12 protein-coding genes are annotated in these 17,265 nt (G+C 68.2%); all 12 read left to right on the top strand.

Features of this window, described 5'->3' with window-relative positions; genetic code table 11:
• Positions 1 to 41 precede the first annotated feature (41 nt).
• The 12 genes from prmB to VG556_RS07865 all read left to right on the top strand — a co-directional run bounded on the left by prmB (position 42) and on the right by VG556_RS07865 (position 17,258).
• A complete protein-coding gene (gene prmB, locus VG556_RS07810; RefSeq protein ID WP_014647894.1) occupies positions 42 to 971 on the top strand; it encodes a 50S ribosomal protein L3 N(5)-glutamine methyltransferase in 930 nt (309 codons plus the stop codon).
• Complete coding sequence (gene aroC, locus VG556_RS07815) at positions 968 to 2,071, top strand: chorismate synthase (protein WP_014647893.1); 1,104 nt, start codon at positions 968 to 970, stop codon at positions 2,069 to 2,071. The genes prmB and aroC overlap by 4 nt, the downstream gene beginning before the upstream one ends.
• Entirely contained in the window at positions 2,064 to 3,101 is a 1,038-nt protein-coding gene (locus VG556_RS07820) for a 2-hydroxyacid dehydrogenase (protein ID WP_100450412.1), read from the top strand. Before aroC ends, VG556_RS07820 begins: the two co-directional genes overlap by 8 nt.
• Positions 3,102 to 3,191: 90 nt before the next feature.
• Positions 3,192 to 4,220, top strand: coding sequence for an aspartate-semialdehyde dehydrogenase (locus VG556_RS07825; RefSeq protein ID WP_014647891.1), 1,029 nt, complete (start codon positions 3,192 to 3,194; stop codon positions 4,218 to 4,220).
• Positions 4,221 to 4,365: 145 nt separating this feature from the next.
• Complete coding sequence (locus tag VG556_RS07830) at positions 4,366 to 6,378, top strand: FimV/HubP family polar landmark protein (protein WP_100450411.1); 2,013 nt, start codon at positions 4,366 to 4,368, stop codon at positions 6,376 to 6,378.
• 26 nt (positions 6,379 to 6,404) lie between these two features.
• Positions 6,405 to 6,767: a VOC family protein gene (locus tag VG556_RS07835; RefSeq protein WP_014647889.1), complete on the top strand. Its 363-nt coding sequence runs from the start codon at positions 6,405 to 6,407 to the stop codon at positions 6,765 to 6,767.
• A gap of 32 nt (positions 6,768 to 6,799) precedes the next feature.
• Entirely contained in the window at positions 6,800 to 7,570 is a 771-nt protein-coding gene (truA, locus tag VG556_RS07840; protein WP_014647888.1) for a tRNA pseudouridine(38-40) synthase TruA, read from the top strand.
• Positions 7,567 to 8,223, top strand: coding sequence for a phosphoribosylanthranilate isomerase (locus tag VG556_RS07845; protein WP_014647887.1), 657 nt, complete (start codon positions 7,567 to 7,569; stop codon positions 8,221 to 8,223). The genes truA and VG556_RS07845 overlap by 4 nt, the downstream gene beginning before the upstream one ends.
• A 168-nt stretch (positions 8,224 to 8,391) precedes the next feature.
• A complete protein-coding gene (locus tag VG556_RS07850; RefSeq protein ID WP_014647886.1) occupies positions 8,392 to 9,066 on the top strand; it encodes a hypothetical protein in 675 nt (224 codons plus the stop codon).
• Positions 9,063 to 11,081, top strand: coding sequence for a hypothetical protein (locus VG556_RS07855; protein WP_014647885.1), 2,019 nt, complete (start codon positions 9,063 to 9,065; stop codon positions 11,079 to 11,081). Before VG556_RS07850 ends, VG556_RS07855 begins: the two co-directional genes overlap by 4 nt.
• 85 nt (positions 11,082 to 11,166) lie before the next feature.
• Entirely contained in the window at positions 11,167 to 16,554 is a 5,388-nt protein-coding gene (locus tag VG556_RS07860; protein ID WP_100450410.1) for a DNA repair ATPase, read from the top strand.
• Positions 16,555 to 16,556: 2 nt separating this feature from the next.
• Positions 16,557 to 17,258, top strand: a complete 702-nt coding sequence (locus VG556_RS07865; protein ID WP_014647883.1) for a hypothetical protein — start codon at positions 16,557 to 16,559, stop codon at positions 17,256 to 17,258.
• Positions 17,259 to 17,265: the final 7 nt, after the last annotated feature.

Consider the following 17,265-nt stretch of genomic DNA (forward strand, 5'->3'; position numbering starts at 1 on the left):
CAGCCCCTATAATCGGGGGCCACTTTGCCCGCAGTACCGCCATGACCGCTGAAACGGCCGCCGAACTCCACACGATCATCGATCTGATCCGCTACGGCACCAGCCGTTTCAACGAAGCCGGGCTGACCTTCGGGCACAGCTACGACAACGCGCTGGACGAGGCCACCCAGCTGGTGCTGCACAGCCTGCACCTGCCGCACGACCTCGGCCCGGCCTACGGCCAGGCGCGCCTGCTGCAGGCCGAAAAGCTGCGCGTGCTGGAGCTGTTCCAGCGCCGCATCGATGAACGCATCCCGGCCGCCTACCTGACCGGTGAGGCCTGGTTTGCAGGATTGAGCTTCAAGAGCGACAAGCGCGCCCTGGTACCGCGCTCGCCGATCGCCGAACTGATCGAATGCGGCTTCGAGCCGTGGCTGGCCGGCCGCGACGTGTACCGTGCACTGGATCTGTGCACCGGTTCGGGCTGCATCGCCATCGCCATGGGCCACTACTACCCGAACTGGCAGGTGGACGGCGTCGACCTGAGCGACGATGCACTGTCGCTGGCCGAAGAAAACAAGGAGCGCCTGCAGGCGCACAACGTCACCCTGATCAAGTCGGACCTGTTCAACGGCCTGTCCGGCCGCCACTACGACCTGATCGTCACCAATCCGCCATACGTCACCAACGACGAGACCGATGCCCTGCCGCAGGAATACTCCTACGAGCCGGAGATGGGCCTGCGTGCCGGCGACGACGGCCTGGACCTGGTGCTGAAGATCCTGCGCGATGCCCCGCTGCACCTGAGCGAGGACGGCCTGCTGATCTGTGAAGTGGGCGAGTCCGAGCAGCATCTGGTCAAGCTGCTGCCGGAAGTCGATTTCGCCTGGATCGAATTCAAGGTCGGCCAGATGGGTATCTTCGCGGTTGAATGCCGCGAGCTGATCGCCCACAGCGCACGCATCACCGAACTGGCGGCGCAGCGCCCGTGAGCTCCAATTCGTTCGGCAAGCTGTTCACCGTCACCACGTTCGGCGAGTCGCACGGGCCGGCCATCGGCTGCGTGATCGATGGCTGCCCGCCGGGGCTGGCGCTGGACGCGGCCGAATTCGCCCACGACCTGCAGCGCCGCGCCACCGGCAAGAGCCGGCATACTTCGGCGCGGCGCGAGGCCGACGAGGTCGAGATCCTGTCCGGCGTGTACGAGGGCCTGACCACCGGCACCCCGATCGCGCTGCTGATCCGCAACACCGACCAGCGCAGCAAGGATTACGCCAACATCGGCCAGCAGTTCCGGCCGGGCCATGCCGACTACAGCTACTGGCACAAGTACGGCATCCGCGACCCGCGCGGTGGCGGCCGTTCCTCGGCACGCGAGACCACCATGCGCGTGGCCGCTGGCGTGGTCGCCAAGAAGTGGCTGGCCGAGCGCTTCGGCGTCACCGTGCGTGGCTACCTGTCGCAGCTGGGCGACATCACCCCGGCCGGTTTCGACTGGTCGGCGGTGGAAGACAACCCGTTCTTCTGGCCGCACGCTGCACAGGTGCCCGAACTGGAGGCGTACATGGACGCGCTGCGCAAGTCCGGAGATTCGGTCGGCGCGCGCGTGGACGTGGTCGCCGACAATGTGCCGCCGGGCTGGGGTGAGCCGATCTACGGCAAACTCGACGGTGAACTGGCTGCCGCGCTGATGAGCATCAACGCGGTGAAGGGCGTGGAGATCGGCGACGGTTTCGCCAGCGCCGCGCAGAAGGGCACCGAACACCGCGACCTGCTGACCCCGCAGGGCTTCGCCAGCAATCACGCGGGTGGCATCCTCGGTGGCATTTCCACCGGCCAGCCGGTGGTCGCCTCGATCGCGTTGAAGCCGACCTCCAGCCTGCGCCTGCCGGGCCCGTCGCTGGATACGTCCGGCAACGTGGTCGAGGTGGTCACCACCGGCCGCCACGACCCCTGCGTCGGCATCCGCGCCACCCCGATCGCCGAGGCGATGGTAGCGATGGTGCTGATGGACCAGGCGCTGCGCCACCGCGCGCAGTGCGGCGATGTCGGCACGATCACCCCGCGCATTCCCGGGCAGATCGATGGCTGACACGCGGCCGACCGTGTGGGTGAGCCAGCCGCTGATCGACGCGGCCATCGCGCCGCTGCGCGATCGCGTGCAGCTGCGCTGCACCGACACCGTCACCGCCTGGGCGCCGGACCAGATCGCCGGACAACTGGCCAGCGCCGACGGCGCGATCATCACGCTCAACGAGCGCATCGGCGCGGCCCAGGTGGCCGGCGCCGCGCAGCTGCAGGTGATCGCCAATGTCGGGGTGGGCTACAACAACCTGGACGTCGACGCGCTCAGCGCGGCCGGCATCCTGGCCAGCAACACACCGGACGTACTGACCGAAACCACCGCCGATCTCGGTTTCGCCCTGCTGATGGCCACCGCGCGCCGCATCACCGAGTCCGAGCGCTGGCTGCGCGAAGGGCAGTGGCAGCAGTGGTCGTTCCAGACCATGCTCGGTGCCGATATCCACGGCAGCACGCTGGGCATCCTTGGCATGGGCCGCATCGGCCAGGGCATCGCCCGTCGCGGCGCGCACGGTTTCGGCATGAAGGTGCTGTACCACAACCGGTCGCAGCTGCCGGCGGCGACCGAGGTGGAAGTGGGCGCGACCTATGTGGACCTGGATACGCTGCTGGCACAGTCCGACCACCTGCTGCTGGTGCTGCCGTACACGCCGGCCTCGCATCATCTGATCGATGCCGCCGCACTGGCGAAGATGAAGCCGTCGGCGACGCTGGTGAATATCGCCCGCGGTGGCCTGGTCGATGAGATCGCGCTGGCCGATGCGCTGGCCAACGGTCGCCTGGCTGCGGCGGGTCTGGATGTGTACGAAGGCGAGCCAACGGTACGCCCGGAACTGCTGGCGCTGCGCAACGTCGTGCTCACTCCGCATATCGGCAGCGCCTCGCTGGCCACGCGCACGGCGATGGTACAGCTGGCGGTGGATAATCTGCTTGCCGGGCTCGGCCTGGACGGCGGCCCGTCGCGGATGCCGAGCGCGATCAACGCTGACGCGGCGATGGCCGCGCGCGTGACGCTGGGCAAAAAAACCGGGAAACGATAGGGAACCTCCGCGCGCCCCGCTTGAGGAGGTTCCCCGAACCCAGCTGTCGTGCGTGTTTTTCCCCATTCCCGTTTTCGTGAGAGTTCCCCCATGAGCAATGCACAGCGCAGTTTCCACGTCGCCGTCGTCGGTGCCACCGGCGCCGTCGGCGAGACCATGTTGTCGATCCTGGCCGAGCGTGATTTCCCGGTCGGTACCCTGAGCGTCCTGGCCTCCGAGCGTTCGGCCGGTGGCGAGATCGAGTTCAACGGCCAGAAGGTCACGGTCCAGGACCTGGCCACCTTCGATCCGGCCGGCGTCGAGATCGCGCTGTTCTCGGCCGGTGGCAGTGTGTCCAAGGAATACGCACCGAAGTTCGCCGCCGCAGGTGCGGTGGTGATCGACAACTCCTCGGCCTTCCGTTACGACGATGACGTGCCGCTGGTGGTGTCCGAAGTCAACCCGGAACAGGTCGCCAACCGTCCGCGCGGCATCATCGCCAATCCGAACTGCTCGACCATGCAGATGCTGGTGGCGCTGGCGCCGCTGCACCGCAAGTACGGCATCGAGCGCATCAACGTCTCCACCTACCAGTCGGTGTCCGGCGGTGGTCGTTCGGCCACCGAGGAGCTGGGCAAGCAGACCGGCCAGCTGCTGAGCTTCCAGGAGATCGATCCGCAGCGCTTCCCGGTGCAGATCGCCTTCAACCTGATCCCGCACATCGACGACTTCCAGGACAACGGCTTCACCAAGGAAGAAATGAAGCTGATCTGGGAGACCCGCAAGATCCTCGGCGACGACAGCATCCTGGTGAACCCGACTGCAGTGCGCGTGCCGGTGTTCTACGGCCATTCCGAGTCGGTGGCGATCGAAACCCGCGACAAGGTCACCGTGGCCGAAGCACGTGCGCTGCTGGAGCAGTCGCCGGGCATCGAAGTGGTGGACCGTCACGAGGCCGGTGGCTACCCGACCCCGGTCACCCACGCCTCGGGCACCGACGCGGTGTACGTCGGCCGCATCCGTGAGGACCTGTCGCACCCGCGCGGCCTGAACCTGTGGATCGTATCGGACAACGTGCGCAAGGGCGCCGCCCTGAATGCCGTGCAGCTGGCCGAGCTGGTCGCCGCCGAGCAGCGCTGATCACAGCGGTTGCCTCACCGGTAGTGCCGGCCGCTGGCCGGCATTGCCGTGATGGCACGTGCGTGTCTGCCGGCCAGCGGCCGGCACTACCGAAGGTCCCCATCGGTGGGTGCGGACCGCGGTCCGCACGCTTTATAGTGTCGCCATGAATAAACGGGCCAGGGGCGCAAAGCGCCCCCTCCTCTATCTTTCCACCGCGCTGCTGGCCCTGGCCAGCAGTTCGGCGCTTGCCCTGGGCTTGGGCGACATCCGTGTCCTGTCCAAGCCGGGCCAGCCCCTGCTGGCCGAAATCCCGGTGGTCTCGGCCGATCCGTCCGAGCTGGAGAACCTGCGTGTCGCGTTGGCCTCACCGGTCACCTTCGAGCGCGTCGGCCTGCAGCGGCCGACCGGGCTGGTGGGCGAACTGCAGTTCGAACTGACCCGCAATGCGCAGGGCAGGGCAGTGGTGCGTGTGACCTCGCAGACGCCGGTCGAGACCCCGTCGCTGAGCTTCCTGATCGAGGCGGACTGGGGCCAGGGCCGCCTGGTGCGCGAGTACTCGGCGCTGGTCGATGCACCGTCCAGCGCACTGGCCGTGGCCGAGCCGGAAATCATTGCACCCGCAGGTACGCTCTCCAACACCATCGCCCGTGAGGCCGCCCCGGCGCCCGCCGCCGCGGAGAGCGTGAGCGCGCCTGCGCCGTCCACCGCCACCACGCCGGCACCCGCACCGGCTCGCCCGCGTGCAGTGGCTGCACCCGCTGCCGCACCGGCAGCCGATGGCAGCGTTACCGTCCAGCGTGGGCAGACCTTGTCGCAGATCGCCAGCGTGGTGGCCCGCGGCAACCAGGTCAGCCGCGACCGCGCAATGATTGCGCTGCTGCGGGCCAACCCGGAGGCCTTCATCCGTGGCAACGTCAACCTGCTCAAGCAGGGCGCCGTGCTGCGCATGCCCGGCAGCGATGCACTGGCGGCGGTCGATGCCGCCGAGGCCGCCGCGCTGGTGCGCGAGCATGCCGCACAGTGGCGTCAGGCGCGCACCGTGCCGCAACCGGCGGGTACTGTCGCCCCGGTCGCCACGGCGGGAACCACGAACGCCTCTTCCCCGGCTGCGGCCACTGGGGCACGACTTGAAATCGCTCCGGCGCTGGCCTCCGACGCCGCGCACGCGGGCACAACCACCGGCACTGCAGCCGGCAGCGAGGGTGACATGCTGGGCAACGAACAACTGCGCCAGGCACGCGAGGACATCGCGACCCGCGATGCCGAGATCGGCGAGCTGAAGCAGCGGGTGGCCGACCTGGAAAAACTCAAGGAACAGCAGCAGTCGCTGATCGCGATGAAGGACAACGACCTGGCCGCGGCGCAGCAGCGCCTGGCGCAGGCACCGGATGCCCGCGATGCGGCAACGCCGTGGTACTGGCTGGGTCTTCCGGTGCTGTTGCTGGCGGCCGGCGCGGCCTGGCTGCTGCGTCGTCGCAAGCCGTCGCCACTGCCGCCGCTGCGCGAGGAAGGCGACGCCGCCGGCCTGGCCGCTGCGGTACCGGCCGGCGCGGCGCTGGATACGCTGGCCGAGCAGTCTTCGTGGTCGACGGCGGTGTCCGACAGTGGCCGCCAGGAACCGGCGATGCCTGCCTGGGCGACCGAAGCCGAGGTGCAGGATGACGTGGCTGCCGAAGCGGTCGCCGACGTCGCCGCCCAGACTGACTGGCAGGCGCAGACGCTGCGCGATGACGAAGTGGTGGAGCTGCCCGGGGCCGTGACCGACCTGCCGCGCTGGGACGAGCCGGTGGCCATGCAGGACACCCCCGTGCAGGATGAGCCGCCCGCGCAGGCGGTCCCTGACGAGATCGCAGTGCCGGACTACGCGCTGCACGCCGAACAGCAGCCGCAGTTCCGCGGCGTGTTCGACCTGCCGGCCGAGCATCATGACGGCGGGGATTCGAGCGCGGCGCCGCACGACGCGCTGGCCGCGGCCGCGCATGAAGACGGTACTGCCGCGCCGGCCAGCGATGCCGGCTGGGCGCCGCGCGCCGGGCAGGAACGCCTGGAACTGGCCATCGCCTACCTCGACCTGGGCGATGCGCAGACCGCACGGACGTTGCTGCTGGAAGTGGCCGAGGGCGGCGACCTGCACTGCCAGGCCCAGGCTCGCGAACTGCTGGCCCGCCTGCCGTGACCGAACCCGCCGACAAGGACCGTGCCATGAGCCGCGAGCGCCGTATCGACTACGTTGAATTCGCCTCCAGTGACCCGGCCGACAGCCGCGCCTTCTTCGAAAAGGTGTTCGGGTGGTCGTTCGTCGACTATGGCAGCGACTACACCGCCTTCGACGATGGCCGCCTGCAGGGCGGCTTCTTCCGCGGCCAGCCGCAACGGGCCAGTGACAGCGGCGCGCCGCTGCTGGTGCTGTATGCCGACCAGCTGGCGCCCATCGAGGCGGCGGTGCGCGACGCTGGCGGTGAGATCGTACGGCCGGTGTTTTCTTTCCCCGGTGGCAGCCGCTTCCAGTTCGTCGAGCCCGGTGGCAACGAACTGGCGGTCTGGTCCGAACGCGATCCGGCCTGAGCGCCGCCCCTCCCGCAACATCGAGGTAGCACATGCGTTACGCGCTTGGCGTCGAGTACGACGGCAGCGATTTCAGGGGCTGGCAGAACCTGGGCGAGGGTGGTCCCAGCGTGCAGGCCAGCCTTGAGCAGGCCCTGTCGTCGGTGGCCGATGCGCCGCTGCAGGTGGTCTGTGCCGGTCGCACCGATGCCGGCGTGCACGGCCAGTGCCAGGTCGTGCATTTCGACACCGACGTGGTGCGCGATCCGCGCGCCTGGATGCTGGGCACCACCACCCGCCTGCCGCGCTCGATCGCGGTGCGCTGGTGCGTGCCCGTGGCCGATGATTTCCACGCCCGCTTCTCGGCGCGGGCACGCCGTTACCGTTACCGCCTGCTCAACCGCGAAGTGCGGCCGGCGCTGCAGCGGCAGACCCTCAGCTGGGAGCGCCGTGCGCTGGACGCGGGCCTGATGCATGCCGCCGGCCAGGCCCTGCTCGGCGAGAACGACTTCAGCGCGTTCCGCTCGGTGCAGTGCCAGGCGCTGCATGCACGGCGTGAACTGCAGTCGCTGCAGGTCAGCCGCCAGGGCGAGGTGATCGAGGTCGCCGTGCAGGGCAATGCATTCCTTCATCACATGGTCCGCAATATCGTCGGATCGCTGATCCTGGTGGGCAGTGGCGAGAAGCCGGTGGAATGGATCGCCGAACTGCTGGCCGGGCGCGATCGCACCGTAGCCGGTCCCACCGCACCGCCGCAGGGCCTGGTGTTCCTTGGGCCCCTGTACCCCGACAACTGGCATCTGCCCGCCGAGGTCACGCTATGAGCCGCTCCTACTACCGCACGCGCATCAAGTTCTGTGGCATGACCCGGGCCGGCGACGTCCGCCTGGCCGGTGAGCTGGGCGTGGACGCGGTGGGTTTCATCTTCGCCCGTGAAAGCAGCCGCCGGGTCGCTCCGGCCGAGGCACGCGCGATGCGCCAGGCGATCGCGCCCATGGTCGACGTGGTGGCGCTGTTCCGCAACAACAGCAAGGAAGAAGTGCGCGAGGTGCTGCGCACGGTACGACCGACCCTGCTGCAGTTCCACGGCGAGGAAGACGAGAGCTTCTGCCGCAGCTTCAACATGCCGTACCTGAAGGCGATCGCCATGGGCGGCCGTGAAGAGATCAACGCCCGCACCCTGCAGCTGCGCTATCCCAGCGCCGCCGGCTTCCTGTTCGACAGCCACGCGCCGGGCGGCGGTGGCGGCACCGGCGTGGCCTTTGACTGGGGCCGGATCCCGACCGGCCTGCATCGCCCGTTCCTGCTGGCCGGCGGCCTGAACCCGGAAAACGTCTACGACGCGGTGCTGGGTACCCTGCCGTGGGGCGTGGATGTCTCCAGTGGCATCGAACTGGAGCCGGGCATCAAGGACGGCTACAAGATGCGCACCTTCGTCGAGGAAGTGCGCCGCGCCGATTGCACGGTTCTCGAGTGATTGGCGTCATTATTTGCCGTGATTTGGACCTGGATTTGAGCCTGCACGCATTCTTCACATAGGATGGTCCCAAGCGCGCCTGCCATGAGGGCTGGCGCGGGGATCGACGGGACGCGCGCGGCGCGCCCCGAACGGGCGGCCGCCGCCCACAGCCCAGGAAGGCAAGCGATGCAGGAGTTTCTCACCGTCGTACTCGGTTACCCGACGCTGCCGTACAGCATTCTGCTGTTGGTGTCGGTGATGTATTGGGCGGTTGCGGCGTTCGGCCTGGTCGATGACGGTTTTGGCAATCTCGGCGCCGATGGCGCGCTCGAGGCGGGGACCGACCTCAGTGGCCTGTCGGCCATGCTGGCGCGCTGGGGCCTGGGTGGCGTCCCGATCATGGTGGTGGTCACCCTGCTGAGCCTGTTCGGCTGGCTCATCACCTATTTCATCCATCTGTTCGTACTGCTGCCGCTGCCGGACCTGCTGCGCTGGGGCCTGGGTACGCTCGTGGCGGTGCTGGCACCGCTGCCAGCGGTACCGCTCATCGCGCTGATCCTGCGCCCGGTCCGGCGCTTCCTGCTGCGCCTGCGGCCGGTGCCGCAGGCATCGCTGCTCGGCCGGGCCGGCGTGGTCGCATCGCCGAAAGTGGACGCACGCAGCGGTCATGCCACGGTCGATGATGGCGGCGCCGGGCTGGTGCTGCAGATCCGCAGCGACATCGAACTGCAGCGTGGCGAGCGCATCGTGCTGGTCGAGCACATGGCCGAACAACACTATTACCGGGTGGTCCGCGCCGATGCGATCGCCCTCGATTTCCAGGACAACCTGCTTCCGGGCAACAAGGAGACTCATCAATGACGTTGGCATCCCTCTTACCGTTCCTGGCCGTCGCCGGCGGCCTGCTCGTCCTGCTGCTGGGCGTGGCCGGGCTGTTCAAGGCCTTCTACCGCAAGGTCGACCAGGGCGTGGCCCTGATCGTCAACGACATGAGCTCCACGCCCAAGGTGCACTTCACCGGTGCGCTGATCATCCCGGTGCTGTACCGCGCCGAGCTGATGCGGATCAGCCTGATCACCCTGCAGATCGACCGCCGTGGCAAGGAAGGCCTGATCTGCCGCGACAACATGCGTGCCGACATCGCTGTGGCCTTCTACCTGCGGGTGAACGAGACCCAGGCCGACGTGCTGCGCGTGGCCAAGGCCATCGGTGCCGACCGTGCGTCGGACAAGCATGCCGTCGATGAGCTGTTCAACGCCAAGTTCTCCGAAGCGTTGAAGACGGTCGGCAAGAAGTTCGACTTCACCGAACTGTTCGAGAAGCGCCAGGAGTTCCGCGACGAGATCATCGCGGTGATCGGCAACGACCTCAACGGCTATGTGCTGGAAGACGTGGCGATCGATTACCTGGAGCAGACCCCGAAGGCGCTGCTGGACCAGTTCAACATCCTTGACGCGCAGGGCATCCGCAAGATCACCGAGCTGACCGCCGCGCAGAACGTGGTGACCAACGAGCTGGAGCAGAACGAGAAGCTCGCCATCACCAAGAAGAACGTGGAAGCGCGTGAAGCGCTGCTGGCGCTGGAACGCCAGCAGGCCGAAGCCGAAGCACGCCAGAAGCGCGAGATCGAGACCATCCGCGCGCGCGAGGAGGCCGAGACCGCCAAGGTGCAGGAAGAGCAGCGCCAGCTGTCCGAGAACGCCCGCATCGAAGCACAGCAGCTGATCGAGATCCGCGACCAGAACCGCCTGCGCGAAGTGGAAGTGGCCGAGCAGAACCGCCAGCGCGCCGTGGCCATCGAGGCCGAGCGCGTGGAGCGCGCACGCCAGCTTGAGCAGGTCACCACCGACCGCGAAGTGCAGCTGCAGGGCGTGGAGCGCGACAAGGTGGTCGAGCAGGGCAAGATGGACGTGGCCAACATCACCCGCGAACGCATCTCCATCGACAAGACCGTGGCGCAGGAGGAAGAGCGCATCAAGGAAGTGCGCGAGGTCTCCGAGGCCGACCGCCAGAAGCAGGTGCTGATCCTGGAAGCCGAGGCCAAGGCACAGGAATCGCTGGTGCGCGAGGTAAAGGAAGCGCAGGCACGCGAGACCGCTTCCAAGCACCGCGCAGTGGAACTGACCACGCTGGCCCAGGCCGAACACGAAGCAGCCGGCAAGCAGGCCGAAGCCAAGCGCCTGCTGGCCGACGCGCTGCGCGCCGAGCAGGCCGCACCGGGCCTGGCCGAAGCGCAGGTGCGTGAAGCTTCGGCACTGGCCATCGAGAAGGTCGGCATCGCCGAGGCCCGCGTGATCGAAGCCAAGGCCGAAGCCAGCCTGAAGCAGGGCAGCAACGAAGCCCGCGTGCTGGCCGAGACCCTGCAGGCGCAGGCGCAGGGTGAGGAGAAGATGGGCCTGGCCCGTGCCACCGCCACCGAATCGCTGGGCAACGCCGAAGCCGGCGTGGTGCAGAAGAAGCTGCTGGCCGAAGCCGAAGGCCTGGTGCGCAAGTTCGAAGCGATCGCTTCGCTGAGCGACCAGGCACGTGGCCACGAAGAGTTCCGCATGATGCTGGACAACAGCCTGAAGCAGGCGCTGGCCTCGATCGAAGCCGGCAAGGAAGTCTCGCGCGAGAACGCCAACGTCATCGCCAGCGCGCTGCGCAACGCCGATATCGATCTGGTCGGTGGCGACGGCGGCATGTTCGAGAACCTGGTCAAGGCGGTGTCGCTGGGCAAGTCGATCGAAGGCTTTGCCGGCAAGAGCCCGATCGTGCAGGAGCTGATGCAGCGCTACCTGGGCGTGGCCGTGGCCGAACCGGCGCCGCGCCAGATCGCCGAGGATGCCGAAGCGGTGCCGACCGTGTCGGCCACCGTGGTCGACAGCGCCCGTTGATGCATCGGGCGATGGCTGCTGCGGCCATCGCCCGCCCGCGCCGGCCGCAACCGCGGCCGTCCGCCCGTGAGCCGGAAGCCTGCTGATGTCTGATACCCATCCGTCCACCGAATCCACTGCACCGGAGGCCGGCGGCACTACCGTCGACCAGGCCGTTGCCCAGGGCGGTGCCTATGAAGTCCTGCGCCGCCGCCTGGCCGAGCAGGGCCAGCGCCTGCAGGGCCTGGCCGAAACGCTCAACCGCCAGCGCCTGGCCGAGTTCGGCGACAGCCGCCTGGAGGTAGTCGGGCGCTTCCGCATCCGCAGCGAAAACAACTGCGTCGGCCGTGACATCGTGCAGGTCGGGCCGGACCGCCTGCTGTTCGGCTACAACGTGTTCATCGGGCTGAAGACCCAGACCCGCATCGAGGACGTGTTCGGCCTGTACCGGCTGGTGCAGGGCAGCGACGGCTACGACGTGGCGGCGCTGGAGCTGAAGGGCAGCTTCCTCGACCAGCCCGGCTTCGTGCACGACTTCAACGAACTGTACGCCTACTACAAGCACGCGCGCCTGCTGCAGCTGATCGTGGTGGGGGACAAGCTGCTGGCGTCGTTCCAGATCGGTGAGCGCAGCAGCGACGTGCGCGTGTTCCGCTGGGCGCTGTCGCGCGATGGCGAACTGACCTATCTGGATGCGCGCGGTGAGCGCGATATCGCACTGCCGCCGCCGTTCGACTTCGAATGGACCCGGGCGACCCGCGACCTGGCGGTCAATGGCCGCCATTCGCACCTGAACATCCTCGATACCCTGTTCGTGGAGACCACCGGCGGCGACCTCACGATCAAGGTCGAGAACAACACCGAGACCGGGCAGGGCATCTACAGCGAACCGGTGGAGGACAGCACGCAGTCGCTGGACGACGCCCAGTTCGAATTTGCCCGGGTCGGCTCGCTGGTGCTGCTGAAGGTGCTGCCGTACCGCGAGACGGAGTGGCGCGGGCTGATCTACAACACGCTGACCGGCGGCATCGTGCGCAACGATGCGATCGTGCAGGCCTGCGTGCAGCTGCCCGAAGACCACGGCGTGATCTTCCCGGGTGGCTATTACCTGCAGGGCGGCGAGCACAAGGCGTTCGACGCCTCGATGGCCGGCATGCAGTTCAAGCGCAGCATCCGTTCGCCCAACGGCGAGGACGTGCTGTACATCTTCTACGAGCGCGAAGGCGGGCGCTCGGCGCTGTTCGTCTACAACACCATCCAGCGCGTGCTGCAGAACCCGGTGTTCGGCCATGGCTACGCCTTGATGCAGGACGGGCGCATGGTGCTGTTCCATGCCGAAGGCAGCGAACCGACCCGCATCCATCCGATGCAGGTCTGGCAGACCCCGTTCAGCAGTGACGAGTTTGCTGCAAGCCGGCCACCCGGCAACACCTTCATGGGACGCATCGGCAACGCCGAACTGGTGCGGGGCATCTCCAACCTGTTCAACCTGGCGCGCGAGATCGATGGTCAGGACGTGTCGGTGCAGCGCTACCAGCGCCTGGTGGCCGACACCCGGCGCCTGTTCGATGCCCACCACTGGTTGGGTGACGCGGCCTGCGATGGCGCCGAGGCGCTGCTGCGGCAGATCAGCGCCACCGGCGAATCGGTGCTGGACGAGTACGAGAAGGTGCAGTCGATCCGTCAGCAGTCGGCGCAGGCGATGGTCGAGGCAGAGGCCGCGCACAAGGCGCTGCTGGGCCGGCTGCAGCCGCAGAACTGGAACGAGGTGCAGGCCTTCGTCGAGGCCCTCAATGCGATCACCGCATTGCGTGGACGGCTGCTGACCATCCGCGAGCTGCGTTACATCGACACCGCGCGCATCGAGACGATGACGGCCGAGCTGGTGGAGGCGCAGGATCGTGTCGGCGCCGCCACGGGTGACTTCCTCGCCGGCGATGCCGCGCTGGTGCCGCTGACCACGCGCCTGCAGGCGCTGGATGAGGCTGCGCAGCAGGCGCAGAGTGCCCGCCAGCTGGATGAGCAGCTGGAGGGGCTGCGCGGGATGGCGGCCGATCTGGATATGCTGTCTGAACTGATGGCCGGCCTGAAGGTGGACGATGCCACCGCCCGCACCCGCGTGGTCGAGTCCATTTCGGTGCTGTACGGCCGCCTCAACCAGGCCCGCGCGCGTGCCGATCAGCGCCGCAGGTCGCTCGGCTCAGCCGAGGCCGTGGCGCAGTTCGCCGCGCAGTTCGCGCTGTTCTCGCAGTCGATCACCAGCGCGCTGGCGCTGGCCACGGACCCGGAGCGTGCCGACGAGCAGCTGTCGCGCCTGCTGGTGCAGCTGGAGGAGCTGGAGAGCCAGTTCGGCGAACACGAGCAGTTCCTCGGCGACATCCTGAGCAAGCGCGAAGAGCTGGTTGAAGCCTTCGAAACGCACAAGCAGGCGCTGCTGGATGACCGCCAGCGCAAGGCACGTTCGGTGCTGGATGCGGCCAGCCGCATCCTCGATGGCCTGGCCAAGCGCACCGAGCGCTTCGCCACCGCCGATGAGCTCAATGCGTTCTTTGCCGGCGATCCGCTGATCCTCAAGCTGCGTGAGCTGGCCGAACGCCTGCGCGCGTTGCATGACAACGTCAAGGCCGACGACATCGAAGCGCGCCTGAAGGGCGTGCGTGACCAGGCGGTGCGCCAGCTGCGTGACCGCAGTGATCTGTACGAAGCGGGCGGCAACGTGGTGCGGCTGGGGCCGCGCCATCGCTTCAGCGTCAACACCCAGGCACTGGACCTGACCCTGCTGCCGCGTGGTGACACGCTGGCGATCCATCTGACCGGCACCGACTTCCTGGAGACCCTGCACGATCCGGAGCTGGATGCGCTGAAGCCGTTCTGGCCGGTCACCCTGGACTCCGAATCACCTGTGCTGTATCGCGGCGAGTATCTGGCCGGCAGCCTGTTGATGGCCGCGCAGGAGGGGAGCGACGGGCTTGACCTGGCCACGCTGCAGCACGACGTCGCCACGCCCGAAGCACTGGACCAGCGCGTGCGTGCGTTTGCCGCACCGCGCTACCGCGAAGGCTACGAGCGCGGCATCCATGACCATGATGCCGCGCTGATCCTGCGTGCGTTGCTGCCCTTGCAGCAGGCGGCCGGCAGCCTGCGGCATGCACCGCGGGTGCGTGCGCTGGCGGTGCTGTTCTGGGCTGCCGAGCAGCGGCGCGAAGCGGTGGCGCAATGGCCGGCCCGCCAGATGGGTGCTGAAGCGCTGGCACGCCTGCTGGGGTCCGATGAAGGGCGCCTGGCGTTGCGTGCGGAAATGGCCGAGGCACTGCTGGCGTATGCGCAATCCCACGCGTTGCCGTTCGATGCCGATGCCGCAGAGGCCGCGGCCGCTTATCTGGGCGAGGAACTAACGGCCGGCGAACCGGTGTTCAGCAGCAGCCGCCATGCCGTAGCGCTGCTGGAGGCACTGGCTCGGCAGCTGGAACAGGCCGGGCAACGCGAGGCGGTCGAACGCGCCCTGCAGCGCAGCCAGGATCCGCTGGCCACGCGCTGGGCGCTGGCCGGTCAGTGGCTGCGGGCGCTGGCGCGGATGCCGGCGCATGCCCCGCATGCCGGCTACGTCGACGAGGCTGCAGCACTGCTGCTGGTGCAGCGCCAGTTGCGTACCCGTGCCAGCGACGCCGCGCTGCAGGCGGAGGTCAGTGGCCTGCTGGGTGAACACGCACGCATCAGCAACGGCACGCTGGTGGTATCGCTGGATGACTTCCTGGTGCGCCTGAAGCAGCACCTGCGTCATTTCGTGCCAGCGTTCCATGCCTACCAGGCGCTGCGCCAGGGCATCATCGGCCGCGAGCGCGAGACCCTGCGGCTTTCCGAGTTCAAGGCGCGGCCGCTGTCCTCGTTCGTACGCAACAAGCTGATCAATGATGTCTACCTGGGCGTGATCGGTGACAACCTGGCCAAGCAGATGGGCACGGTCGGCGAGAACAAGCGCAGCGACCTGATGGGCCTGCTGATGATGATTTCGCCGCCCGGCTACGGCAAGACCACGCTGATGGAATACGTGGCGCACCGCCTGGGCCTGGTCTTCATGAAGATCAACGGCCCGGCGCTGGGTCACGAGGTGCGGTCGCTGGACCCGGCCCAGGCACCGGACGCGACCTCGCGGCAGGAGCTGGAGAAGCTCAACCTGGCGCTGGAAATGGGCAACAACACCATGCTGTATGTGGACGACATCCAGCACACCCATCCGGAGTTCCTGCAGAAGTTCATCTCGCTGTGCGATGGCACCCGCCGTATCGAAGGTGTGTGGCGCGGTCGCACCCGCACCTACGACATGCGCGGCAAGAAATTCTGCGTGGTGATGGCCGGCAACCCGTATACCGAGTCCGGCGAGGTGTTCAAGATTCCGGACATGCTGGCCAACCGTGCCGACATCTACAACCTGGGTGATGTGCTCGGTGGCATGGAGGCGGCCTTTACCCTCAGCTACATCGAGAACAGCCTGACTTCCAACCCGGTGCTGGCGCCGCTGGCTACGCGCGACATGGCTGACCTGTACACGCTGGTCGACCGGGCGATGGGCAAGGAGGTCTCGACCAACGGCCTCAGCCACGCCTACAGCAGCGCGGAGATCAACGAAATCACCGCCACCCTGCAGCGCATGCTGCGCGTGCGCGACGTGGTCTACCGCGTCAACCAGCAGTACATCGCCAGTGCCGCGCAGGACGATCGCTACCGCACCGAGCCGCCGTTCCGGCTGCAGGGTAGCTACCGCAACATGAACAAGCTGGCCGAGAAGATCTCGCCGGTGATGAACGAGGACGAGCTGCAGCAGTTGATCTCCGACCACTACCTGGGCGAGGCACAGCTGCTGACCACCGGCGCCGAAGAAAACCTGTTGAAGCTGGCCGAGCTGCGCGGCGTGCTGGACGACACGCAGGCGCAACGCTGGACGCAGATCAAGCGCGACTTCCTGCGCAACAAGGCCATGGGGGCCGACGACAGCGATGTCGGCGGGCGCGTGGTCGCGCAGCTGGCCGACATCGCCACCGCCCTGCAGCTTCCGCCGCCGGCGCCGGAAGCGATTGCCGTTGCCGACCCGGCACCGTGGCCGGCGTTGCTGGAGGCCCTGCATCGTCTTTCTGAAACACGTCCGGCCGCCGCGCCGGTGCCGGTCGCGGCAGCCGCCAGTGTGCCGACGACGGTCCTGGCCGACGACCTGCAGGCTGGCCTGGCACCGTTGGTGGAACTGTTGGCGGAATCGCAGGCGCAGCAGGCACAGGTGTCGCAGACCCTGGCCGCGTTCGCCGGCTGGGCGCGGCAGCAGGTCGAGCGTGGGGTGCCGAACAGTGCGGTGGCGCAGCGTGCGCGTGTGCGCCGTGCCACGACGCCGGAGGAGCGCGCGCTGGATGAGGCGCTGATGCGTCACTTCTACGGCGAGTCGTTGCCGCCGGACGACGGTGAGGAGATTCCAGCGACGACACCGAAGCCGCCGCCGCTGCCGTGACCATGCAGGCGCCACTGCCGCCACCGAGCTTGCCGGACACGGCCGATGTCGCCGCGCTGGCCGACTATGGTGCGCCGTTGCTGCAGGCGCTGGCGCGGCGCGAAACACCGTTGCCGCCGGGCGCGGGCGCAGGGCTGGTGGCCGCACTGGCACGCATCGCGCTGGCCCTGCAGGCCGATAACCCGGCGCAGATCCGGCAGCAGGCGGGCTGGTGGGGCCGCCTGCTGGGGCGCGATGTCGATCGCGAGGCGGAAGGACGTGCGCTGCAGTCGCAGCTGGGCGTGCTGGCCCTGCAGGCGCGCGAGCAGGCCCAGCAGCTGCAGCAGCAGCTGCAGCTGCGGGCCATGGCCATCGCCGGACATTCAGCGGCGGCCGCAGCGCTGGACGCCTGGGTCGAGCTGGCAGCGGTGCGGCTGGCGTCGCTGGATACCGCCGGCCAGGCCGCGCTGTCGCAACGGCTCGATCACCTGCGCCGGCTGGCCACGCTGCGCCGTCTCGAGGCCGGCCAGTGGCAGCTCCTGCAGGACCAGGACAACGTGCTGCTGCAACGCTTCGCGCGCATCCATGACGTCCTGTTGCCAGCCTGGCGGCAGGCCGCCGCGGCCGGCCAGGCCGCGGCCGGCGCCACATTGGCGGCGAAGGCCGCCACGCTGCACGCACAGATCGATGACGAGGTCGCGGCGGCTCAGGCTAGACTGCCTTGAGCCGGCC

The organism is Stenotrophomonas sp. CASM106, from assembly GCF_049384825.1.
Classification (GTDB): Bacteria; Pseudomonadota; Gammaproteobacteria; order Xanthomonadales; family Xanthomonadaceae; genus Stenotrophomonas; species Stenotrophomonas muris.